This is a genomic window from Paenibacillus sp. CMM36 (assembly GCF_053570945.1).
This window is the reverse complement of the sequence record NZ_JBSEDY010000010.1, coordinates 101,933-124,652: the sequence shown is the minus strand read 5'-3', so window position 1 is coordinate 124,652 and position 22,720 is coordinate 101,933. Positions and strand designations below refer to the sequence as shown.

Sequence of the window (22,720 nt, the reverse complement as noted above, 5' to 3'; positions counted from 1 at the left end):
CAAAACTTTCCCTATCATCATATGTAGAAGGGGGAGACACGATATCCCCATTTTCATTTTTATATAATTTTCATCTTTTGGAGGGCTCTGATATGACAGCGATCAAGGGAAAGTAAAGGCTGCACAACAAAAAAAGAAGAATGCAGATCACCTGCTTCCTTCTTTCGTATTCCTTGAGCTATAATTCAGTTTTCTAAATCTTTATTAGCATCTTTTCAAAAGTATTATAGCCGTTCGTTTCGCCTATATACGTATAACCGCATTGTCTGTAAAACTCGCTAAGTTTTTCATTGCCCGCAATACAGTCTAAACGGATTCGATCCTTGCCTGCGAAGCGGATGCCTTGCTCAATCCACTGCATGAGCTCACTGCCCAGTCCCTTCCCAGTGTTATCGCGATTCACAACCAAACGATGCAGATATACGGAGGTTCCTCCTTCAGAATCCGTTTCGTCTAATTCCCACAACTTACGGTCCCATGCACTGGGCTGCTGCTGCAAGATCACTGCGCCAGCCAAGCCATGATCCTCTGATGCTCGGAAAATAATCACTTCTCCGCGTGCAATAGCGCCGCCTAGGTTGTGATCATCTTTTCCTTTTAGTAAGCGTCCCCATTGTGTGGAGCCTTTGCTATACAGCCATCTGGCCGTCTTTAAAATTAACTCCTGAACCTCAGCCTGATCTTCAGTGCTTGCCTGAAAAGCCATTAATCCTGGTTTGACGGATGATTCGACAATAGTCATTGATGTCATGCTGCACCTCAGCTCTCTAATTTTCCTTATGTATAAAATATAGCATAAAAAATGAGCGTCTGATGATCTGGCAAATGTTGTTCAGAATCTACTGCTTTCAAGCAGAGAGCTTCTTTTCCATTCTCTCAACACCATAAAGATCAGAAAGGGAATGCCGATACAGGCCAACACCGGGGTTACGGGAGACCCAACCGGCTCGTTGATTTTAGAGGAAATGACTTTGGCCAACATCAACAGACCGCTCCCCCAAAAGATGGAGCCCAAAATGAGAAGCCGTGGACGGTTTCCTATCATACAACGTATGAAATAAGGCACAATAAGTCCTATATATCCGATGGTACCACATGCCCACACAGTAACGCCGGTCAACACAATCGCAAATGGAATGTATAACGGACTTAGCTGCTTGGGGAATGCAAAGACAGATCCCGCAACGAGAATTGTAAGCAATGCAAGCCAAAACGTGAATGATCCTTCTCTTATTCCCCAACCTCCCTGAGAGATTGCCCACTCTTGCTGATATCCTCCATATTCTCCAAGTAACATAATCAATCCCGACGCTGAACGAAGGACAACATCAATAATGAAACCAATCATGAATAAATGAACTCCCGAAGACCGTCCTCGAATGAAACTGATTTTATTCAATGTAAATACAATGAATCCCCCAAATACCGCTCCTGCAATACAAAGAGCCATACTACCAAAGGAATCTATGTCCATCCCAAGTAAAAGGACAACACATAGCCCTACCATTGCCCCAGGCATAAGTCCGGTTAAGGTTGGTGATGCAAAGCGATTAGCTGTTCGTAATTGTAAAAGAGTACCTGAAACAGCCAGACATCCACCAAGCAACAACATATCCAATGCAAATGGCATACGAATTTGGTATATAACTTCCTTTAATGTGGGATCGGGATTTGAAGAAAACAACACTTCCCATACCTCTGCATAGCTGATAGGAAATATACCTGTGATTAGCGAAAGAAACAAACCAAGGATCAATAAAGCAAATCCTGCAACCAAGGTCAAAACAATTCTTAATGGACGTGGTGCGTGCGGTTCAGCGGCAATCGTTCCACCTCCACGTTCACCCACATGTATTTCTTGTTCACTCATCAGATTTAAAAAATCCCCTTTCCTCATTTACCATAAAATATGAATACTACTATACTCTTATCGGTCATTTATGGTGAAAAATGTAACCTTTCTAATCTTTTCAACCGATGATATCCGTATGAGAACAGTTGGAAAGGTTGTGAATGAGGTGCCAAGCCGTAATCCATATCTCCTCAAAAAGATATTTGGCATTAACAAAGAACGTATACTCATTTTCGCGCTGCTGCTGATCCCGGCTATCGCCGCCTTTATTGGAACACGGCCTATGCCTGCACAGTATATTTTGCAAGGAGAAATGCATCCGGTCAAAGATCTTGGCGTTCAGGGAAGCGTGTTTTTTGCGTCTGTTCAAACGGGTATTGCTAACAATCTCCTGGAGCGTTGGAATGTATACTCCAGTGAAAATGTATCCGGGGGTGCGATTAAGTTTGAACCCATTGCCCCTGATGAAGTGGACTCTTATTTGAAGGACCTTTCAGAGACGGACACGCTAAAATATTCTGCTATGCAAGCTGTACATGCAGCGACGGAATTAAGTGTAGACAGCGAAACAGGTGGTGATTCAACAACTTTCTCGAATCTTAGCAAATTGGAGGATGCTCGCTATGCGGAGCTATTGACTCATTTGCAGGATCTTGCGGGGAATTCCTTGGGTCTGATGACAGGCATCGGACTGTATGAGGAAGCCAATAACATCGACTTTTCAGATGGCGGACGTCACAAAATTGCAGGCACTGGCACGATGGAAGAATACGGAGATGTCGGATCGGTCGGTGGGCTGGAGCAAAAACTGCTGGGAGCCGAGGCGGCAAAGGTTGATCTATTTTTCGTACCGGCAGATTATGAATGGTATGGGGAGGAAGGCAACGAAGCAGAGGCTGCCCGAGTCCAAAAGGAGCATGGACTCAAGCTGCGCATTATCCCCGTAGAAACACTGGAGGATGCTATCGTGTATTTGAAGCAACTAGACTGGGAGGAAGTACATCTTGAATGAATCAGATTCCAAAGCATTTCCATCCAAGACAGCTGGCAGCGTACACCAAGCCTTGCTAGCGGTGGGCACTATAGGTGAATTTATTATCCTTATTTTTACGTTAGTGTATATTTACGCAAATGATTTTTATTATGATCATCTATACGAATTGGAGCAAAAATTTACAGTCTTTAGCTTTGTTCTGTACTACATGTGTTTTGTAACCTATCTGATCTGGCTAGTTCAAGTACATAAAGCCATCCGGCAAAAACATTCCGATTATCCGATTCGTACCGTGGGAGCCATTGCTCGCATGATTCCTTTTATTAACTTGTGGGGATTCTCCAATACATTCACCCATATTTATAGGTACTTTGCGCTCCACCCCGAATTGGAGCGTAAAGCTCGTTATATTCAAAAGATGATTGTTCCGCTATATTTTGTCTGGTTTGGTGAAGGAATTATTAACCGGATTCTTATCTTACATTTCTCCCAAATGGAATCGATGTCCATGTTGTTGGGAGCTATTATGCAAACCACCAGAATGGCCTTCTTTTACTGCATGACACGGATCATTCACAATAGTCTGGTTATGCTGAATAAAAAAGATGAAGAAGAATTGCAATAAAAAAACGAGCTGGCCTCCACGGTCAGCTCGTTTCAATTTCTGGTAAAGTATATTACTTCATCCCCAGGATTTAATGCGTCTGTGAAGCAGGTACAATTCGGTATAATCCTGAAGTCTCGCCAGCCGCGGGACGTACTTCCTGGATGACCCAGCCTAATGAAAGTACCCGTTCTAGCCGATCATACTCAGCCTTCGTCAGTTCGGATGTAACGGCTTCGCTTCCTTCCTCCAGTGACAGCTCAGGCTCCCGCCCGAACGCAACGGCAATCCACGAACGAATGCCCCGGATCGTATTGTACTTGATCTGATATCCGTCCGCTACCGCGCTGACAAACACCTCCGGCTCTTGGGACGCCAGCCCAGTGACAAGCTCTGTGTAATCAAAATCGAGTGGTCCATCTGTTGGTAGCTCATTTTGCTGCACCCGACGGATTAATTCCTCTTGGGACCAGCCTAAAGAGCGTAATGATTCCAACAAGAGCGCGTCCCATTGGGAAATACGTACTCTTTTCGTCGATTCAGTCATCGTTTTTTACCTCCTTTGGGTCATGCACATCGTACAACCGCTTTTAACCCTAACGGTTAACCGGATATGCTACATAATGGCCGGGACTGATTTCTCTCAGCTCGGTCGCACTGTTGTTCTCCTTGTCCCATATTAATGAACCGTCTGGTTGGGCCAAGCCTCCCCCCAGTCCCTCGCGCTCTCCGACTGCTCTCGGATCAGGCACAGGGATAGAGGACAACAGCGCCTGCGTATAAGGATGAGCGGGCTGCTCATACAATTCATCTGCATCAGCTACTTCTACCAGTCGCCCATGGTACATCACACCGATTCGGTCTGAAATATGCCGCACCATCGACAAGTCATGGGCGATGAACAGGTACGTCAGCCCGAACTCCTGCTGGAGATCCTCCAGCGTGTTAATGACCTGCGCCTGGATGGACACATCGAGTGCCGAAATCGGCTCGTCACAGACGATGAACTCGGGGTTCACGGACAGGGCACGAGCGATGGAAATCCGCTGGCGTTGTCCGCCGCTAAATTCATGCGAATAGCGGTACAGATGCTCTCGCTTCAGCCCTACCTTCTCCAGTAAAGCCACTACGGCATCCTTACGCTCACTCCCCTGATGCAATCTGTGAATATCCATCGGCTCACCGATCAGGTCAAGCACGTTCATACCCGGATTAAGAGAGGAATATGGGTCCTGAAAAATGCTCTGAATGCGCCGACGCAGCGGCTTGAGCTGTTTATCGTTCAGCTTGGAAATATCCTGGCCGTCAAAGCGTACCGTACCTTCTGTATAATCGTATAACCGCGTCAGACAGCGTCCAACCGTCGATTTGCCACTCCCTGACTCACCGACCAGTCCGAACGTCTCGCCACGCTTGATTTGAAAGCTCACGCCATCCACCGCCTTGAGCACCTCAGAGCTACGCCCTAACAAATCCTTTGCGGTCACAAAATGCTTCTTAAGCTGGTGTACCTCTACCAATGGCTGATGCTCACTCAATACATTATTTGCTTCACTCACCGTTATTCCCCCCTTCCGTATGGCCCGCTTCGGGCGTCTCGTAGACTCCAGCAGGCCCTGCTTCCGGATCGTTCAACCAGCAGGCTGCTCGCTGACCCGGGCGCAGCTCTATCATCGGCGGCCGCTCCACACAGCGGGCAAACGCGTGCGGGCACCGTTCCATGAACGGACAGCCCGATGGCGGGTTCAGCAGGTCCGGCGGCGTGCCCTCAATCGGCACTAGCCGCTCACGGAAGCCGTTCGTACGCTGGGGCACAGAGCGCAGCAGGCCCTGCGTATACGGGTGGCCCGGACGATAAAAGATATCGTCCACGCGTCCCTCCTCCATCACCATGCCGCCGTACATGACGATGACACGGCTGCACACCTGGGCGACGACGCCCAGATCATGGGTGATTAGAGCAATCGACATGTCGGATTGCTGCTTCAGCGTCTTGAGCAGTTCCAAGATTTGCGCCTGAATCGTTACGTCCAGCGCTGTAGTCGGCTCATCTGCAATCAGCAGCTCCGGGCTGCACGAGAGCGCCATAGCAATCATCACCCGCTGGCGCATCCCGCCGCTGAATTGATGCGGGTATTGGTTCATTCGGCGCTCCGGCTCGGTAATGCCTACTTGTCGCAGCAGTTCTACAGCTGCTTGCGTAGCCGCTTCCTTGCTCAGTCCTCGATGTCTGCGAATCACCTCGATCAGGTGATAGCCAACCTTTTTGACCGGATTCAGCGAGGTCATCGGGTCCTGAAAGACCATCGCAATCTGGTTTCCACGTATTTTGCGCCATTGCTTTTCCGTCAGAGCGGTCAGACTTTGTCCCCGATAACGAATATCGCCGTTCAGCCGCTTGCCCGGCGGGGCAATCATCGACATGATCGCTTTCGCTGTAACACTTTTGCCGCTGCCGGATTCTCCTACGATTCCTACCGTTTCTCCAGCATCAATGTGAAAACTAACCCCTCGAACTGCCTGATTTTCCCCTTCACGAGTGAAAAAGGAGACCTCCAGCTGTTCGACGGACAGTAGATGTTCTGTCATCGTGTTTTCGCTCCTTCCTGTCGCTCCTGGAGCCATTTGTAATGGGCCTGTACTATGAATCTATGAAACTATAAATCATCGTTTTACTAATTTGGGTTCAAAGCCTACACGCAGCACATCTCCCAAAACATTAAAGCTCAACACAGTCAGTAAAATAAGCAAACCCGGGAATAATGCCATATATGGGGCCTGTGCAATATATCCTTGGGCATTATTCAGCATACTGCCCCACGTAGCGTTCGGCAGTTGAACACCAAAGCCGAGAAAGCTCAGTGACGATTCCATCATAATCGCTGAAGCGATATTGTTCGTCGCCCCTACGATAATTACCGGAATCAGATTCGGTACAATGTGCTTCATAATAATACCAAACGTACTTTGTCCCGAGGCTTTGGCGTATAGTACATACTCCCGTTCACGCAACGTCATTGTCTCTGCCCGCACCACCCGGGCAATGTTCATCCACATGAGCAAGGCGATAATGACAATGATATTGCCGACGCCCGGCTTCAAAAACACACTTAGCAGCAAAATAACCAAGAAAGACGGAATCGACATGATCAGCTCCAAAACCCGCATAAGCAGATTGTCGATCCATCCTCCAATATACCCGCTCACAATACCTACCACTGCACCAATACTGGTCGCAATAATCATGGACGCGAAGCCTACCAGCAATGATACACGTCCGCCGTACAGTGCTCTTGTAAAATAGTCCCGCCCATAATCATCCGTTCCAAACCAGTGTGCCGCTCCCGGTGGTTGGAGACGCTCCAGCACATTCAATTTATTCGGGTCCTGCGGCGATAAAAATGCGAAAATCGCCCCCAGCGAGAATACGATCAATAGTATGAGGGCGACGGCGCCCATTTTGCTCGTCATCAGCTCGATCCCGATGTTGCGCCATTTGCTCCGATTCATGAATTCACCTCGTTGATTTAATTCTCGGGTCCGCAATGCTGTACAAGATATCCGCAAGCAGATTACCCAGGATCAGCAGCAGGGCGGAAAATAAAGTAATCCCCATGATGACAGGATAATCCATCCCTTTTACCGACGTCATGCCCAGCGAGCCAATGCCCGGCCAGGAAAATACCGTCTCCGTCACAATGGCTCCAGCCACCAAGTCCGCAACCGACATTCCGAGCAGCGTAATGATGGGCAGCAGCACATGCTTGAGCACATGTCGAAACAAAACTAGTCTTTTTCCAGACCCGAACGCGTATTGAATCTGCACGTACTCTTCCTTGAGCTGCGTAATTGTGCTGGAACGGATGTACCTCACATACACAGACAGAAAACCGAAGGCCAGTACAAAACATGGTAAAATCCCATGCTTGATCACATCCAGCACCGAGTCCGTACCGATGGTACGCATCCCAGTACTCGGAAGCCAATGCAGATAAATCGCAAACAAATAAATAAGTAAAATACCGAGCCAAAACAGCGGAACAGAAATCCCGATGTACGACATCAGATTAATGACCTTGTCGATCCAGCGATTCCGGTTCGCCGCAGCCGTCAAACCAAGTGGGATGGCAACCAGCACGGCAAGTATGATGGATGCGCCCATTAACCCGGCTGTAGCTGGGAGACGGTCGAGAATCTGATCCAGCACGGGCTGGTGATTAATTAGCGAGTAGCCGAGATCACCCGTTAGACTCTTTTTAAGCCATAATATGTACTGCACGTAAGCGGGCTGGTCCAGCCCCAAGCTATGCCTCATTCGTTCAATGTCTTCCAGATGCATATTCGGTGTAACAAAAGAGAGAACCGGATCACCTGGGGCCAGCTTGATCAAGCCGAAGCAGACGATGGACACAAAAAATAGCATCGGTATAACTTGCAGCAACCTTCTGGCGATGAGTTGTCTCATACGTTTCCCTTCCCCTTGCTGTTTTCGAAAAAATAAGCTGGTTAGCCCAGCTTATTTTTGAAAACCCTGTCTTATTTGTGATAAATTTTGGACAAATCCTCGAAAATCACGACCGGCTTCAGCACAGCCTGATCAATACCGCCATACTGCTTGTCGAAGGCTACAATAGTCTTGGTGTAAGCAATCGGATAGATGACAGCATCCTCAGCCAGCAGCTCTTGTACCTTTTTATAAATTTCTCCACGTTTAGTCGTATCCGACTCACCCGCGCCCTCTTCCAGCAGTTTATCCACTTCCTTATTCGAATAATGCGAATAGTTGGAGGATGATCCGGTGCTATACAAAATACGATATGCGTCAGGGTCATACCCCATGATGTAGCCGCTGATCGCCAGATCAAAGTCCTTGGCATTCGTATCGACGAACTTTTGCGACCATGCCGATGAATCCATGCTGTTCACGTCCAGCTGAACGCCTATGTCCTTTAACTTCTGCTGGATATAGAGTGCTTGTGCTTCCTGTACCTTGTTACCGCCCGGAATGATAATGCGCAGTTTCAGTCCTTCAGCTCCAGCCGATTTCAGCAGCTCTTTTGCTTTGTTCACATCATTATTAAAAAATGCAACGTCGTTCGTGTGATACAGTACGTCCTGTGTCAGAGCAGATTTTGCAGTGTCTGCATAATCCTTGGAGCCATAGGAAACTTGAATCAACTCATCCTGATTTAATGCATAAGAAAGCGCCTGACGCACTTCTTTTTTGTTCAGCTGCTTCGTATCACTGTTTTCATTAAACATCAGATAAGCCAAGCGACCTTCGCTGTAAGGGAAAATGTCAAACTTATCTGTTGCTTTAATGGTCTCCACATTTTGCGGATCGAGATAGTTTACATTGATCTCACCATTTTGAAGGGCCAAATTCGCAGCATTTGAATCTTTAACAATTCGGTATGTTACTGAATCCAGATGCGGCTTTCCGCCAACATAGTTATCGAACCGTTCGAGTGTAACGTACTCACCGGTTTTGTACTCTTTAAATTTGAAAGGACCTGATCCAATCGGGGAGTTGTTTTTTGTACTTTTCTCAATATCCGCTTCATTCTCGAAAATGTGCTTCGGAATCGGGGATACCTGTACCAGTGCTGCCTCAAAAGCAGGAGCTGGCTGAGGAAGTTTGAAATCCACCGTTGTATCATCAACCTTGCTCGCCTGAACCGGTTTGCCATTAACCATAAAATTACTTCTCAAAAAGCTGTGCTGCTTCTCATCCAAAATTTTGTTAATGGTGAAAACAACATCGTCAGCTGTCAGCTTCTCGCCATCATGCCAAGTCAGATCTTTTTTCAGTTTTAGTGTATAAGTCAGCTTGTCTGCTGAAGGAGTCAGACTGTCTGCCAAATAAAATGTCTTTTTGCCATTGTTCACCTGAAACAATGGTGCGAATATCGCCTGGTCTATCGTCAGACTTACCCGATCACCCGCATAGTTCGGATTCAGCACCACCGGATCAGCTTGTACGCCAATGATCAGGCTGCCGCCGTCTTTTGGCTGTCCGTTATCAGCTGTTGTGGTAGCTGTACCGGGTGTATTCCCATTCGTCTCAGACGTAGATCCAGAATTCCCGCCGGAGCATGCACTTACAACCAACATCAATACAATGAATACCAATACACCAGTCAAATTACGACGCATCGCTCTAGCCCCCGTGTCCTCTTAGTATGTAATAAATTTATTATAAATCGGAATAGTCGGATTTACAATCGGTCAAAAACTGTTTATTCCCCTTGTCATTAGCATTCCAGACATTATGTGATCGAATCTAGAAAAAAGACACCCGTTAAGAGTGTCTTCAGAATATCCACAAACTGATTAGTGCCAGGATGGCAGGCAGACCTTGCTTTAATAAAATAGACTTGTTGGCAGTTAATGCACCATATACCGCAGCCACTACCACACAAATGACAAAGAATAATTGGATTTGCCGCCCGATTACAGGTTCCGGATAGAACAAGCCCCACACCAATCCGGCTGCCAGAAATCCGTTATACAGCCCCTGATTTGCTGCCAGGGATTTGCTTGCTTCCGCCAGCTCCTTCGAGGTCCCGAACGTACGCATCGCCCGCGGAGTCGTCCACAGAAACATTTCCAATATTAGAATGTACACATGTTCCAGAGCTACAATTCCGACCAATATTGAACTAAGTAAGCTCAAGGTATGTTCCTCTTTTCCACATAAAGTTACTATGAGGTGATTTTTAGATCGATCCTCAAAAAGTATAGTTCATCTTCCAAAAACAGTAAAGAGACCGAACCTTAGGCCCGGCCTCATTTCTACATGAAGCCTTACATCGTTCTCGCGAAATCCAACAAAGCTTTGGACATGCTGTTGATCTCGTCCGTAGATGCATTCACTTGCTGAGTTAGGGCGGCTTGTGTCTGTGTCAGCGTAGACATGTTCCCGATATTGTGCAAAATCCGCTCGATGAGTGTCTTCATTTCGTCCAGACTGGTCTCGATATTTCCGGTCGCATCAGCACTGTGAATAGCGAGTTTTCTCACTTCATCTGCGACTACCGCAAAACCCCGCCCCTGCTCGCCCGCACGCGATGCCTCAATGGCAGCATTCAGACCCAGCAGATTCGTTTGATTTGCAATCTCTTTAATGAAGTTGGAAATGTTTTGTGTCTCTTCTGCACTGACTTTGGCTTGATTCGCTGCGTCTGTCGATTGCTCCTGAGCCGTAGCCAGCTCCTGCGCTTGGTTACTAACCGAATTAACACCATTCACCATTTCCGTAATGGAATCGGAGAGATGCTGGATCTTGAGCGTGAGTTCATCCGCAATAGCCTGCTTTTCCTTTTCTATTGTAATGTCACGAATGGTACCCGCAATCCGAATAGGCACTCCCTTGCTATCGCGCAATGTTTTTCCACTGCAATAATACCAGCGATGCTCACCATTCTTACGCACCAAACGACATTCCATTTCATAAGGTGTGCGCCCTGTATAATCATTTAAATGATCATTCAAAACTTTAATCGCCATTTCGGCGTCCTCAGGATACAGAATTGAAGCCCAACTGCTAAGCTTGCTTGGGAAATCTTGCTCATCCTTAAAGCCCAGCGTAGCCCGGAATTGCGGTGACCACCAAAATATACTATCCGGATTCTCAATGTCTCCTCCAATAATGTTTACATCGTAAGGAGCCTCCACCAAAACACGATTAATGAGATCGTATCTTGTAACCAATGCCTGAAGCTCCTCAGACTTAATCTTCTGATCGTGCACATCCAACAGAGCGCCTGCAATCCGAAGCGGCACTCCCTGCTGGTCACGGATCGTCGTTCCGGTAGCCCGGAACCAACGATATTCTCCATGCTTCAGCCTCAAGCGATACTGTACGTCATAAGGGGTCTTTCCCGTAAAGTCCAGTAAATGATCAGACAATTCTGCCAAAGACCTGTCATAATCTTCGGGATGCAGCCGAGATGACCAGCTATCTAATACATTAGGGAAGTCCTTTTCGCTCTGATACCCCAGCATAGAACGGAATTCTTCTGACCATGTGAACGTATTACTTGGATTGACAGGATCACCCGCAATGACCTCCATGTCCCATAAGCCAATCTCTATAGCCTTGGTAACAAGCTTCAAACGGATATCAACATGTTGAGCATCATTTTTCATGGACTCTATCGCTTGGTTAACATTGTTTGCGATTTCTTGAACCTCAGGAGAAGCTGAGGAAACCTGTATTGCAGCAGAGTAATCTTTTTGCTGTATTCTTTGTGAAAGTTTGCGGCTTTCTTCTACTAAAGGAGCAAGTGATTGAGACTCATTTTTCTTGAGAAACATATATGATCTTCCCTTCTAAGCCAATATATAAAACGGTATAATTTAATATCGGAATTTTATTAAGAATCATTATAATTAAATCTTTAATTACATAGGCATTAAGACTTATTTTTCATGTCCATATACCTATAATTCCATACAGGAAACATCGAAAAATGTCGAAAAAGGAAGAATTCTAACAAGTCTGGAAACAGAAAGGGCACCTTTGCATTACTGCGCAAAAGTGCTCTTTCTGTCAACTATTCAGTTCGTTATATCTTATTTAATTGAAGCAACGTATTCCTCGCCCTTTTCTTTATCATATTGGCCTTCCCATTTGGACATGACCACAGCGGCAAGCGAGTTACCTAATACATTAACTACCGTACGCGCCATATCCAGAATGCGATCAATACCAGCGATAAAAGCCAAACCCTCCAGCGGGAGGTTCACTGCTCCAAGCGTAGCGAGCAAAACGACAAAGGAAGCACCCGGCACACCTGCAATACCTTTGGAAGAAATAATTAATACTAGTACCAGCGTGATCTGTGTCGTGATTGGCAGATCAATACCATACATTTGGGCAATGAAAATCGCAGCCAGTGCCTGATACAGGGTGGAACCGTCCAGATTAAAAGAATACCCAATCGGAATGACAAAGGACGTAATTCCTTTAGGACATCCGAACTTCTCCATCTTCTCCATGATCTTAGGCAAAACACTTTCCGAACTGGCCGTCGAATATGCAAGCAACAGCTCACTTTTCAAAATTTTAATCATGGTCCAGAGACGGGTACCGCACAGCTTGGCGATAATTCCGAAAACAATCACAATGAACAGCGCCATGGAGCCGTACACCGACAAAACAAGCTTCAATAACGGCCATAATGAAGCCAACCCAAACTTGGCCACTGTCGTTCCAATCAGTGCAAATACTCCGAACGGAGCCAGGCGCATGACCTGATTGGTTACCCAGAACATGGCGTCGGCTACGCCTTCAAAGAAATTCAGCACAGGCTTGCCCTTGTCACCAATCGCCGCTACCCCTAGTCCAAACAGTACGGAGAAGAATATAATAGCGAGCATATCTCCCTCGCCCAGAGCTTGAATAACATTGGTAGGAACAATATGCACAATCGTATCTATAAAGCTATGGCCTGACTTCTCTGCAGTCTCCACATAGGAATGGATATCACTCTTCGCCAGGTGGGACATGTCCACGCCGTCACCAGGTCGAACCAGGTTGGCAACAAGCAGTCCGAACAGGATGGCGACTGTCGTTACAATCTCAAAGTACAGAATGGACTTTCCGCCAAGTTTACCTAGTTTTTTCATATCGCCCACGCCGGCAACGCCGATAATGAGCGTTGAGATCACAATAGGCACGACAATCATCTTGATCAAGCGGATGAAAATATCGCCGATTGGCTTTAAGTAGACTTCCACCCCTGAATTGCCGTAAAATAAGGCACCAATAATAATACCTAAAGCCAGACCGATAAAGATTTGCATCGTCAAATTAATCTTTTTCACTTCGTGTCCCCCCCTGGCTGATTTGTATATTTTTGCAGTATGCTGTTCTTAATATTCAAATGATGTTATTTATACTACAATCTGATCTATAAAAACCGACAATTATCTACAGCTGCATTTATTTTTTTCTATAAATTCACAAACTTTAACGACGAGCCTGTGAATTTAGCTCACATTGCCTTTCTGACTGAATACCCAGGAGGTGAATATGAATGAAGTTGAACACGCTCCTTTTCCTGCTCATGCTTGTATTTGTACCGCTCGCAGGTGAGCTGAATATTCACCCGTTCGCTAATACATTCCGTCTCAGCTTTGGTACGCCTGTATTTTTTTTCTTTCTGTTATCTATTCGTCATATTCCGCCTGCATTATCGGGAGTGCTTGCAGGGATAGCGGTAGTCGCCTTTCGCATCTTACTCAATCATTACACTCAGTCCAGTCTTCTCTTCGAAGAGTTGCTGATCTTGCATGGCCCTACCTTTTTTTATTACATGGTCTACGGTCTGCTCTTCCAGCTCCTTAACATTAATGCTGAGCCTTACCGCGCACTCCGTGTGGGTATCCTCTCTGTAGGGATTGAGGTTGCCGCAAGTGTGTCGGAACTTAGCGTCCGGTGGAGTATTGACGGCGATTTCTGGGACATCATTAAGATCAGTAAAGTAGCTTTTATGGCTATGATCCGCAGCTTCTTCGTGCTTGGGTTTTATAATATGATTCGGTTAAATCAATCGGTCCAGCATGAAGAGGCACAAAGACAGCAGACGGAGCGAATTTTACTTCTTGTATCAGACTTGTATGAGGAGTCGGTCCAGTTAGGCAAAACGCTGTCACATGCAGAACAAATCACTCGTGAAAGCTACGAGCTGTACCGTGAACTGCAACAGGATGAATCTCTAAAGGATAGAGAACATTACGCCAGACAGGCACTTCGTATTTCCGGACAGGTTCACGAGATTAAAAAAGACAGCCAGCGGATTTTTGCTGGTTTGTCCAAGCTGATTGATGCCGAAAGCGGAGTGCATTACATGGCTTCTCAAGAGCTTGGGGAGCTCATCATCCGAACGAACAGCAAGTACGCCCAATCACTGGACAAGTCTATTCGTTTTACCCTAGATGTCGATCCTTTGTTGCCCAAGCTACATGTTTATACCGTTCTGACACTTATTAATAACCTGACAGCCAATGCGGTTGAAGCCATGAGGGACGACGGAAGGATTGACGTTTCTATTCGCTGTCTTCCGGGAAAAGAGGATATAGCTTCATTTAGTGTTACCGACAACGGTCCGGGTATTCCTCAGCGGAAACGGGAAATGGTCTTCACACCAGGGTATACGACCAAGTATGATGAGGAAGGACAACCGTCGACCGGTATGGGATTGTTTTATGTACGTGAGGTCGCGGAGAGCCTTGAAGGAACGATTGAACTCCAACAGGTTGAAGAAGAGAATTCAGATAGATTACAGACCACTTTTAGAATTACATTGCCTTTACGGAAACTGACGGAGAAAGGAAGATAGCCCGGATGCGTTTTTATATTGTGGATGACGATCAAGGGATTCGTTCTATGCTGGCAGACATTATTGAAGACGAAGGTCTAGGGGAAGTCATCGGGGAAGCGGAGGATGGTTCCTATGTGAATAGCGGCCTGCTGGAGCTGAACCGGATTGATGTATTGCTAATTGACTTGCTGATGCCGCTTCGTGACGGCATTCAGACCGTGCGTGCACTCGGCGATCAATTCAGCGGCAAAATCATTATGATTTCTCGCATCGAATCCAAAAACATGATCGGCGAGGCGTACTCGCTCGGTATTGAATATTATGTGGCCAAGCCTTTGAATCGACTGGAGATTATTGCAGTTATTCATAAGGTGGCTGAGCGTCTGCGTATGCAGCAGTCGATTACGGATATCCAGCGGACGCTTCAAGGGTTGTCGATGTTCACATCGAATAACCCAACGGCAACGATTGAACCGACCCGAAACATCGTAACTTCTGGGCAGTTTCTGCTCTCCGAGATGGGAATGATCGGCGAAGCTGGGAGTATGGATTTGTTGGACATGCTGGAATTTCTGGACCAGTATGAGGAGGAAACAGGCAATCTGTCTCCCTATCTGTTCCCGCCGTTGAAGGATATATTTGCTAATGTAGCATCCAAACGGTTAGGGGCTTCAGCCTCAGCAGTAGAGCTGAGTAAGGAAATTAAAGCATCGGAGCAGCGTGTCCGCCGCGCTATTTTCCAGACGCTAAGCCATATAGTATCGCTCGGGTTGACTGACTATACCCATCCTAAATTTGAAAATTATGCATCCAAATTTTTTGACTTTACAGAAATCCGCAAAAAAATGCTGGAGCTACAAAACAATGTGGAGCCTTCACTGTCCCAAGCCCGCATTAATACGAAAAAGTTCGTACAGGTGCTCTATATGGAAGCAAAACGACTATTGCATTAAGAGAAAAAGCACCTGCATCTCCCCATGTACCTATTACTCGGAGATAAAACAGGTGCCCATCGTTGATGATTAGATATCCCTTTAATCCAGACTCTTTCCCTGCCACTCCATAGCTTCCAAGAGATCTACACCATCGGACAGCAGACGTTTCAAGACATTCAGTTCTTCCGAGCTGTAACGATTTAAAAATTGAAATAACTGCTGCTGTACCTCAGCATGCAGCCGCTCATGTACAAGAAAGAGTTTTTTTCCCAACGGGGTTAACCGAAAATAAATTTCTTTCTTGTTGTCGTTAAGCTGGGTTCTGCGAATCCAGCCTTCCTTGAGCAGCTTGGTGCTGACTTTCGAAACTGTACCCTTGCTCAGCTCAATTCGATCCGCTAATGTCGTAACATTAATCGGCTCATGCCGCCCGATACAATCCATAACGTGCACATCCGTCATATTGAGCGAAGTCATTCCATCAAAGTGCTCGCGGATTTCTTCGAGAAAGGTCATGCTCTCTCTTTGCTGATGCTGCTCCCACTGATGATTCATCTTAATAAGCAAATCATAGACATGCTGAACCGATGTCGCCTTTTCCATACGAACAAGTAGTCACTCCTTTGGCATACTCCTCCTTTCATTATAGCCCACATTTGTTTCACAAGAAACAATATGGTCATGTTATGAACATACCCTTTCCCCTTTATACCAATGTGGCAATGCCTTCCTTAATCACACTCAATATATCCGTTTGTTTCATAGAAATGGCCCAAGCGATATACCCATCCGGACGGATGAGAACCGTATGCACATCTCTCCATCCCACGGGCACTTCCTCGGCTACGGCCTCCACATATGAAATATGTGAAAGTGAGCTATGGTGAAACTCATTCGATACCTCATTATCCTTTGCAAGATGGAGAAGTACAAAGCGGCCTTCATGAAGAAGATCGTAAGCATACGTTGTCATTCCGTCAGGCAAATGCAATTCAAAATCAGCAAACCGTTTCCCGTTCAGTGGATGCTGCGGTATATTGCTAGCCGCTGGATAACATACATCCAGTGCACTAATCTGCTCTGCCATAGATTGATTAATTTCCGGATGGCGGAACCATTCCTCATGCAATTGGCGGTGTGCCAATACAGCAGGCGTAAAGTCCAATAAACAGGTCTGAACCTCGGTATTCCGTAAGAACTGCGTATTAACCGGATAACGTTCGTCATGATAGCTACTCAGCAGCGTGTCTGGAGCCCAGCCACGAATCATTCCGGCCAGCTTCCATCCCAGATTTACCGCCTCTTGCAAGCCAACATTCATTCCCTGTCCACCTGCCGGGAAGTGGATATGCGCAGCATCACCTGCTAGTAGGATTCTCCCTTTACGATAGGTCTGCGCCTGCCGCGTTGCATTTCCGAATCGAGATAACCAGCGAGGATTGGATACGCCAAGATCTGTACCGAGCAGATCATACAGTCCTGTCTGCACTTCTTCCAGCGTCACAGGTTCGTCCTTCGGAATCTCCATCATTCGCGGTGTAGTCAAAATAACCCGATAAATATCTGGATACACGGGGGCAATCATCACCCCACCTCGTTCACTATATTCGGAATGTACGCCACTTTCAGGCGGATTGGCTAACTCTACATCCGCCAATACAGCGGTCAGAGTCGTATCCGTGCCCGGAAAAGCAATCCCGGCTTGTTTACGCACGATACTCCCAGCCCCATCCGCTCCTACGACATAAGCAGCATTCATTACCGATACATTGGCTTGTGGTCCAGATGCGCATACACTCACCACCTCTACGCCCTGCTCGTGCTCTCGCACAGATACCACTTCCATGCCACGATGGACGACAACTCCCAGCTTGAGCGCATGCTCCTCGATCACTTGCTCTGTAATCACCTGTGGAATAAACAACGTATAATTAGAAGAACTATCAAGCACAGAAAAATCCAAGCGGGTATTCAGCATTGAAAAGTGACCCGTACGTATAGGTCTGCCGCACTTCATAAACCGCTCCTTCAATCCGCGCATATCAAACATCTCAAGCGTCCGTGGATGTAGCGTAAGCGCACGCGACTGACCACTAGGCTCCTCTAAACGTTCAATTACACATACGCTTACGCTTGCTAATGCCAACTCAGCAGCTAACCACATTCCAACAGGTCCGCCGCCTACTACAATCACTTCGTAATCCATGTTCACACCCCTATCTAAAATCTTTATTTCCACCACCTAATTGTTTCACACGAAACAATATATACATACAGAAAGCTCCCCTTAACATTTCCGCATGTACGAAACAACATATACATCCGTCGTTTATTGTTTCTATCGAAACAATATTATTGTAATTTAATCGAGAACAATTATCAACCACTTTATTAAAAACATTTCTACCCTTTACATTAAATCATGCATCCATTTACATTTTATAAAATATAATTGTATAATCGTTAAATGAGACTAAGCTAGAACAAACTCTCCATAGAAGGGATGATCATACATGTCGGATGCCAATCAATTATTCGGTCAAGCACTGGTTAAATCACTGCTCGGGGAACGTGGACATATTCGAGTAGCTCGGGCTTTACCAGACATTGACGTTGAGCTGGCAGGGAAGAAACATGCAGAAATGCCCTACAGCATTTATCAACTACTGAAGCATATGATTTACTGGCAGCAATTTATGCTGGAGCATTTGGAAGGACGGAAGCCCCAGCTTCCGGGCAATGTCATGGAAAGCTGGCCCGAAGAGACTGGACCGCAAAGCAAAGAGGCATGGCAGGCTGTCATTAACGAATTTTTACAGGGCGTAGATCAAGCTGTGCAGATTGCCGAAACCGCGCAACTGGATGATTCACTAGCTCATTTCCCAGGTGAAACGAAAGCAGGACTGCTGCGAAATATCGCTTCCCACAATTCATATCATTTGGGTGAAATCGTACTGCTACGCCGGATCTATGGAGCTTGGCCACCACCAGGAGGCGGCTTTCCAGCTTAAAGGCAACACCACCGCTCTAATCAAATTCCTTCCATCCGCCGCTTCATACCTCCATCATTGCATTGGGATTTAGGCACCGCGAGGAACTCGCTCGCGTACCTTATATGGGAACCCGCTAACTCGACTTGAAGCCGTTCATCCGTAATCAAGTGCAATCCGAATAACGGTTCCCATGATGCAAGATCAAAGAGAGGTTTCGAGGTTATGGTGAGACACTTATATTTAAATCGTAATATCGCCTGTATGATCGTGATCAGCCTTATTGCTAACATGAGTGGAAGTATGATCCTTCCACTCTTTGCTATTTATGTAGAGCAATTCGGGATATCCGTACTCGGCATGAGCATTTTATTTTCTCTGTTTTATGTGGGGAGATTTCTTGGTGGAGGCTTGGCAGGACGAATTTATGAAAAGATTGGCGCAAAATGCTTGGGGTTGAGCTTGCTTATTGCTGAAATCGCTTGTATGCTCCTGTTTCCAATTGCAACAAGTTTCATCATTTTATCCATACTGAGACTCCTTCAGGGCTTGGTAGCTATAGGGCTAACCGTCTTTGTAAGAGTCACGATCAACCATATGAGCACCCCAGAGAATCGAGGTACGCTCAATGGATATATCGGCAGCAGTGAAGGCGCCGGTATGATTTTGGGGCCTCTTATGAGTGGAGCTATTGTTTCTTATTTTTCTTTATCCATTCCGTTTTATTTCGTTGCTATTTTCTCATGTATATCCTTCGTTGCCGTTTCAAGAATGACTTTCCTCCGTTCTCCCTTAAAGCCACAAGAACAGCATTCGCCCCATCTAGAACCCAAAGGAAAAACCATGTTAACGAAACAGTTACTTGTCTATTCTACCGTTCATTTTCTTGAAATGAGTGCATTCGCTATATTTTTAACGTACTTCTCCATATATGCAACCTACAAGCTCCATTGGAGCCCCGCAGAAATTAGCTTAGCTTTTACAATTATCGGCATATCGACCTTCATCTCAGCGCCCTTTATTGGCAAAATATCTGATCTACTTAAGGATCGCTTGATGCTTTGTATCCTCGGTCTATTGTTGATCATGGTGGAAATCATCTTATTTCTTTGGTTCACAGAACCGTGGATCGTATACTTAGGGATGTTCATCGGAGGTATAGGAGGAGCCAGCTATCTGGATTCCTTTTACTCACAACTAGGGGACGTTATTCCTGAGGAGAATAGAAGCTCATTTATCGGCAATGTCGTATCTTTGTCCGAATTGGGGGCCATTGTGTCTCCGATCATCGCAGGGGCACTCATGGAACGATTTAGCATCAACACTCCCTTTTACTACAATTTGATTTTGGTGTTGATTGCTATGGTTATCCAATATGTCATTCGATTCAAGTCGAAATCTATAAGAAAAAGGCCACTTGCTTAAGCAAGTGGCCTCCTTTCTTTCTCACAGCTCCAACTCAACTGCAACCCCAAAATGATCCGATACAACTGGTCCAGTTTTCCCGTTCAGTACAACGGTTGAGGATTGAACCTGTACAGCCTTATTGGAGAAGATAAAGTCAATACGGAGCGGCTCCGCATTACTTTCCCAACCAGCAATAGCTTTAATCACCGTGTGGCCATCATCACGTACTGCTGCATTCGGATAGGTGTCCGACCAGCCGGATTGCAGTACATAGTCATATCCTTCTCCGCGCACTTCAGCCGCGTTGTTGAAATCACCCATCATGAACACAGGAGTCGGAGCAAAAGAATGTAGCACTTTGGTTGTACGATCCCATAGTCCACGGAAGGATTCTTCATCATTCCACCAGTTAAAATGTCCACTTACAAACCAGGCCTGCACTCCGTCCACCACAGTTTGAATACCGACAATTTTACGTGAGCGGTAGTTGTCATAATCCTGTAGCGAGGAAACATATTCGTTCACCGTAGCTGTAATCGGTGTTTTCGACAGAATCGCCAACCCCTCGTCGTATTTGGCAAAACCAACATGCGCGGGAGCCCACGTCCAATGATAGCTATCAGACAATAGCCCGTTCAGCACATAAGCATAGTTATCACGCTTAATGACAACTTCAGGATCTGCGCTATGGTAAGTGCCCAAATCGTCCGCTGACAAAGGAGCCTCTTCCATAGACTGGTTCACTTCCTGTAAAGCAATGACATCAAACTGCTGTTCATCAATAAAAGCAGCCAGTTGCTTTAGCTTATCGTGCTGGTTTTCTTCCATCCAAGCATGTGCATTTAAGGTTAACAACTTCAAAGTAATCACCTGTTGAGTATGTCTTGTATATCTGATTTAAGCACATCAGCCTTCGGTCCGTAAACCGCCTGCACCCCATTATCTACTTTTATCAAGCCCAAGGCACCCAGCGCTTTCCACGTTTTTTCGTCCCCAACGGCATCTGTATCCTTAACCGTCACACGCAGACGGGTCATGCAAGCGTCCACCTCGACAATGTTCTGCTCACCCCCAAGTGTCTTGATGATATCCGTAGCCAGTTGATTTTGAGTGGAAGTAGCTGCCACACCCTCTGTCTTCGTACTCCCTGCCTCGGAAGTCCCTTGGGGCTCCTCATCCGTATAGTTCCCCAGTCTTCCCGGCGTAGCCATTTGGAATTTACCGATCATAAAATAAGCGATAAAGTAGGTTGCTACCGCAAACACCACGCAAGTCAGCACGAAGTTAATAATATCCTGCACCAACCCCGCATTTATAGACAACGGCATTCGGGTCAGCAGTTCAATCATACCAAATGAATGTAAACGCAAATGTATGATGTCGGCCATTCCGAACGCAATACCGGTAAGAATAGCATAAACCACATACAGCACAGGCGCCACGAACATAAACATGAATTCCAGTGGCTCCGTTACCCCTGTTAAAAAAACAGCTGCGGCTGCCGAAAAGATCATCGACTTGTACTTGCCGCGTTTGTCTTTGTCTACACGGCGATACATAGCCACCGCTAGTCCCATAAGGATACCTGCTCCACCAATCATTTGTCCTACCTTGAAGCGGGCAGGCGTCACGCCTTCCAACAAGCTATTGTAGGCTGTCGGATCGGTACCACGAAGCGCACTCAGGTCACTTGCCCAAGCCAGCCACAGCGGGTCTTGCCCGGCAACGACACTTCCTGCCCCGGAACCTGTAAGCGTTGTGTAAACGCCTCCAAGTTGAGTATAGTTAATAGGAACGGTCAGCATATGATGAAGTCCAAAAGGAATCAGCAGTCTTTCCAGTGTACCATAGACAAATGGTGCTACAAAAGGAGCCGATTCTCCCGAAGTCGCCAACCAAATGCCGAACTGATTAATCCCCCCCCTGGACAAATGGCCAGACGGCAGACATGATCAAACTTACGATGACAGACCATAAAATCACGACAAAAGGAACAAAACGTTTACCGTTAAAAAAGGCTAAAGCGTCCGGCAGCTTGCGGTAATTATAGTACTTGTTAAATACCACCGCCCCGACGAATCCGGAGATGATACCGACAAACACGCCCATGTTGAGTGCGGGTGCTCCTAAGACAGAGGTGAAATAACCACTGACCGGAATCGATGCACCGAAGAGTGTATGGGTGGTTGCTCCCTCCTGGGTTAACATCTTCGATGATACGCCCAAAATCGTCCCTGTTGAAATATTGATGAGAACAAAGGCAATTAAAGCCGCAAAAGCCCCGCCCGCCCGTTCCTTAGCCCAGGAACCACCTATCGCTACCGCAAATAGAATGTGTAAGTTATTGATAATACCCCAACCCAAATTCTCCATGACCCCGCCGACGGTCAACCAGAAATGAATATCGCCAGCCAACATCGCCACTACTTTACCAAGCGAAATCATAATCCCGGCCGCCGGCATAACAGCAACAACCACAAGCAGTGCCTTCCCAAGCTTTTGCCAAAAATCAAATGATAGAAGTTTTTTCATGCTCGTTCAGTCTCCATCCCTTATAGTATGTATAGCATGGGTAGTACTCAAAAAATATTATGCAATCGGTTGCACA

Annotated in this window: 20 protein-coding genes and 1 pseudogene; 6 read left to right on the top strand and 15 right to left on the bottom strand. The window is 46.4% G+C overall.

Going from position 1 to position 22,720, the window contains the following annotated elements; all coding sequences use genetic code 11:
* Positions 1–193: 193 nt before the first annotated feature.
* Positions 194–751 carry a GNAT family N-acetyltransferase gene (locus tag ACWA2B_RS19235; protein WP_340931191.1) on the bottom strand — a complete coding sequence of 186 codons (558 nt, stop codon included), beginning with the start codon at positions 749–751 and terminating at the stop codon, positions 194–196.
* A gap of 81 nt (positions 752–832) precedes the next feature.
* Positions 833–1,870 carry an iron ABC transporter permease gene (locus ACWA2B_RS19230; protein WP_340931190.1) on the bottom strand — a complete coding sequence of 346 codons (1,038 nt, stop codon included), beginning with the start codon at positions 1,868–1,870 and terminating at the stop codon, positions 833–835.
* 118 nt (positions 1,871–1,988) lie between these two features.
* Here ACWA2B_RS19230 and ACWA2B_RS19225 point away from each other — a divergent pair, with 118 nt between their 5' ends.
* Together ACWA2B_RS19225 and ACWA2B_RS19220 are read left to right on the top strand one after the other, a co-directional pair.
* On the top strand, positions 1,989–2,864 hold the full coding sequence (locus ACWA2B_RS19225; RefSeq protein ID WP_029516883.1) for a S16 family serine protease: 876 nt from the start codon (positions 1,989–1,991) through the stop codon (positions 2,862–2,864).
* Positions 2,857–3,471, top strand: coding sequence for a hypothetical protein (locus tag ACWA2B_RS19220; protein WP_449292520.1), 615 nt, complete (start codon positions 2,857–2,859; stop codon positions 3,469–3,471). The genes ACWA2B_RS19225 and ACWA2B_RS19220 overlap by 8 nt, the downstream gene beginning before the upstream one ends.
* Positions 3,472–3,541: 70 nt before the next feature.
* Here ACWA2B_RS19220 and ACWA2B_RS19215 read toward each other — a convergent pair whose 3' ends face one another.
* From ACWA2B_RS19215 to ACWA2B_RS19175, 9 genes are all read right to left on the bottom strand, one after another.
* Positions 3,542–3,997 (bottom strand): hypothetical protein, encoded by a 456-nt coding sequence (locus tag ACWA2B_RS19215; protein WP_165149265.1) that lies wholly within the window; start codon positions 3,995–3,997, stop codon positions 3,542–3,544.
* A 49-nt stretch (positions 3,998–4,046) separates the two neighbouring features.
* Complete coding sequence (locus tag ACWA2B_RS19210) at positions 4,047–5,009, bottom strand: ATP-binding cassette domain-containing protein (RefSeq protein ID WP_449292519.1); 963 nt, start codon at positions 5,007–5,009, stop codon at positions 4,047–4,049.
* Positions 5,002–6,039: an ABC transporter ATP-binding protein gene (locus ACWA2B_RS19205; protein ID WP_241113454.1), complete on the bottom strand. Its 1,038-nt coding sequence runs from the start codon at positions 6,037–6,039 to the stop codon at positions 5,002–5,004. The genes ACWA2B_RS19210 and ACWA2B_RS19205 overlap by 8 nt, the downstream gene beginning before the upstream one ends.
* Before the next feature lie 75 nt (positions 6,040–6,114).
* On the bottom strand, positions 6,115–6,960 hold the full coding sequence (locus tag ACWA2B_RS19200; RefSeq protein ID WP_029516888.1) for an ABC transporter permease: 846 nt from the start codon (positions 6,958–6,960) through the stop codon (positions 6,115–6,117).
* 4 nt (positions 6,961–6,964) lie between these two features.
* Positions 6,965–7,915 (bottom strand): ABC transporter permease, encoded by a 951-nt coding sequence (locus ACWA2B_RS19195; protein ID WP_449292518.1) that lies wholly within the window; start codon positions 7,913–7,915, stop codon positions 6,965–6,967.
* Positions 7,916–7,986: 71 nt separating this feature from the next.
* The gene (locus tag ACWA2B_RS19190) at positions 7,987–9,606 is read right to left on the bottom strand and encodes an ABC transporter substrate-binding protein (RefSeq protein ID WP_449292517.1); all 1,620 of its coding nucleotides are present in this window, start codon (positions 9,604–9,606) and stop codon (positions 7,987–7,989) included.
* Positions 9,607–9,763: 157 nt separating this feature from the next.
* Entirely contained in the window at positions 9,764–10,126 is a 363-nt protein-coding gene (locus tag ACWA2B_RS19185) for a DUF1304 domain-containing protein (RefSeq protein ID WP_029516891.1), read from the bottom strand.
* Positions 10,127–10,257: 131 nt separating this feature from the next.
* Positions 10,258–11,769 (bottom strand): methyl-accepting chemotaxis protein, encoded by a 1,512-nt coding sequence (locus tag ACWA2B_RS19180; RefSeq protein ID WP_029516892.1) that lies wholly within the window; start codon positions 11,767–11,769, stop codon positions 10,258–10,260.
* A gap of 258 nt (positions 11,770–12,027) precedes the next feature.
* Positions 12,028–13,281, bottom strand: coding sequence for a cation:dicarboxylate symporter family transporter (locus tag ACWA2B_RS19175; protein WP_069010145.1), 1,254 nt, complete (start codon positions 13,279–13,281; stop codon positions 12,028–12,030).
* A gap of 212 nt (positions 13,282–13,493) precedes the next feature.
* On the opposite strand from ACWA2B_RS19175, the gene ACWA2B_RS19170 reads away from it, so the two are divergent.
* Together ACWA2B_RS19170 and ACWA2B_RS19165 are read left to right on the top strand one after the other, a co-directional pair.
* Entirely contained in the window at positions 13,494–14,798 is a 1,305-nt protein-coding gene (locus ACWA2B_RS19170; RefSeq protein WP_449292516.1) for a sensor histidine kinase, read from the top strand.
* Positions 14,799–14,803: 5 nt separating this feature from the next.
* On the top strand, positions 14,804–15,733 hold the full coding sequence (locus tag ACWA2B_RS19165) for a response regulator (protein WP_013308322.1): 930 nt from the start codon (positions 14,804–14,806) through the stop codon (positions 15,731–15,733).
* Positions 15,734–15,814: 81 nt separating this feature from the next.
* On the opposite strand, the gene ACWA2B_RS19160 is transcribed toward ACWA2B_RS19165, so the two are convergent.
* Both ACWA2B_RS19160 and ACWA2B_RS19155 read right to left on the bottom strand, forming a co-directional pair.
* A complete protein-coding gene (locus tag ACWA2B_RS19160) occupies positions 15,815–16,318 on the bottom strand; it encodes a MarR family transcriptional regulator (protein ID WP_340931184.1) in 504 nt (167 codons plus the stop codon).
* Positions 16,319–16,421: 103 nt separating this feature from the next.
* Positions 16,422–17,921, bottom strand: a complete 1,500-nt coding sequence (locus tag ACWA2B_RS19155) for a monooxygenase (protein WP_449292515.1) — start codon at positions 17,919–17,921, stop codon at positions 16,422–16,424.
* Positions 17,922–18,228: 307 nt separating this feature from the next.
* Here ACWA2B_RS19155 and ACWA2B_RS19150 point away from each other — a divergent pair, with 307 nt between their 5' ends.
* Both ACWA2B_RS19150 and ACWA2B_RS19145 read left to right on the top strand, forming a co-directional pair.
* On the top strand, positions 18,229–18,726 hold the full coding sequence (locus tag ACWA2B_RS19150; RefSeq protein ID WP_449292514.1) for a DinB family protein: 498 nt from the start codon (positions 18,229–18,231) through the stop codon (positions 18,724–18,726).
* Between the two features lie 204 nt (positions 18,727–18,930).
* Entirely contained in the window at positions 18,931–20,130 is a 1,200-nt protein-coding gene (locus tag ACWA2B_RS19145; RefSeq protein WP_318628162.1) for an MFS transporter, read from the top strand.
* Between the two features lie 21 nt (positions 20,131–20,151).
* On the opposite strand, the gene ACWA2B_RS19140 is transcribed toward ACWA2B_RS19145, so the two are convergent.
* On the bottom strand, positions 20,152–20,973 hold the full coding sequence (locus ACWA2B_RS19140; RefSeq protein WP_318628161.1) for an endonuclease/exonuclease/phosphatase family protein: 822 nt from the start codon (positions 20,971–20,973) through the stop codon (positions 20,152–20,154).
* Positions 20,974–20,978: 5 nt separating this feature from the next.
* Positions 20,979–22,644 (bottom strand): annotated as a pseudogene (locus ACWA2B_RS19135) (PTS transporter subunit IIBC).
* Positions 22,645–22,720 lie beyond the last annotated feature (76 nt).

Coding starts and splice junctions, on each gene's coding strand:
- ACWA2B_RS19180 (WP_029516892.1), bottom strand. CDS start 11,769: ATGTTTCTCAAGAAAAATGAGTCTCAATCACTTGCTCCTTTAGTAGAA.
- ACWA2B_RS19160 (WP_340931184.1), bottom strand. CDS start 16,318: ATGGAAAAGGCGACATCGGTTCAGCATGTCTATGATTTGCTTATTAAG.
- ACWA2B_RS19200 (WP_029516888.1), bottom strand. CDS start 6,960: ATGAATCGGAGCAAATGGCGCAACATCGGGATCGAGCTGATGACGAGC.
- ACWA2B_RS19155 (WP_449292515.1), bottom strand. CDS start 17,921: ATGGATTACGAAGTGATTGTAGTAGGCGGCGGACCTGTTGGAATGTGG.
- ACWA2B_RS19150 (WP_449292514.1), top strand. CDS start 18,229: ATGTCGGATGCCAATCAATTATTCGGTCAAGCACTGGTTAAATCACTG.
- ACWA2B_RS19235 (WP_340931191.1), bottom strand. CDS start 751: ATGACATCAATGACTATTGTCGAATCATCCGTCAAACCAGGATTAATG.
- ACWA2B_RS19170 (WP_449292516.1), top strand. CDS start 13,494: ATGAAGTTGAACACGCTCCTTTTCCTGCTCATGCTTGTATTTGTACCG.
- ACWA2B_RS19165 (WP_013308322.1), top strand. CDS start 14,804: ATGCGTTTTTATATTGTGGATGACGATCAAGGGATTCGTTCTATGCTG.
- ACWA2B_RS19215 (WP_165149265.1), bottom strand. CDS start 3,997: ATGACTGAATCGACGAAAAGAGTACGTATTTCCCAATGGGACGCGCTC.
- ACWA2B_RS19145 (WP_318628162.1), top strand. CDS start 18,931: ATGGTGAGACACTTATATTTAAATCGTAATATCGCCTGTATGATCGTG.
- ACWA2B_RS19205 (WP_241113454.1), bottom strand. CDS start 6,039: ATGACAGAACATCTACTGTCCGTCGAACAGCTGGAGGTCTCCTTTTTC.
- ACWA2B_RS19190 (WP_449292517.1), bottom strand. CDS start 9,606: ATGCGTCGTAATTTGACTGGTGTATTGGTATTCATTGTATTGATGTTG.
- ACWA2B_RS19195 (WP_449292518.1), bottom strand. CDS start 7,915: ATGAGACAACTCATCGCCAGAAGGTTGCTGCAAGTTATACCGATGCTA.
- ACWA2B_RS19225 (WP_029516883.1), top strand. CDS start 1,989: ATGAGAACAGTTGGAAAGGTTGTGAATGAGGTGCCAAGCCGTAATCCA.
- ACWA2B_RS19230 (WP_340931190.1), bottom strand. CDS start 1,870: ATGAGTGAACAAGAAATACATGTGGGTGAACGTGGAGGTGGAACGATT.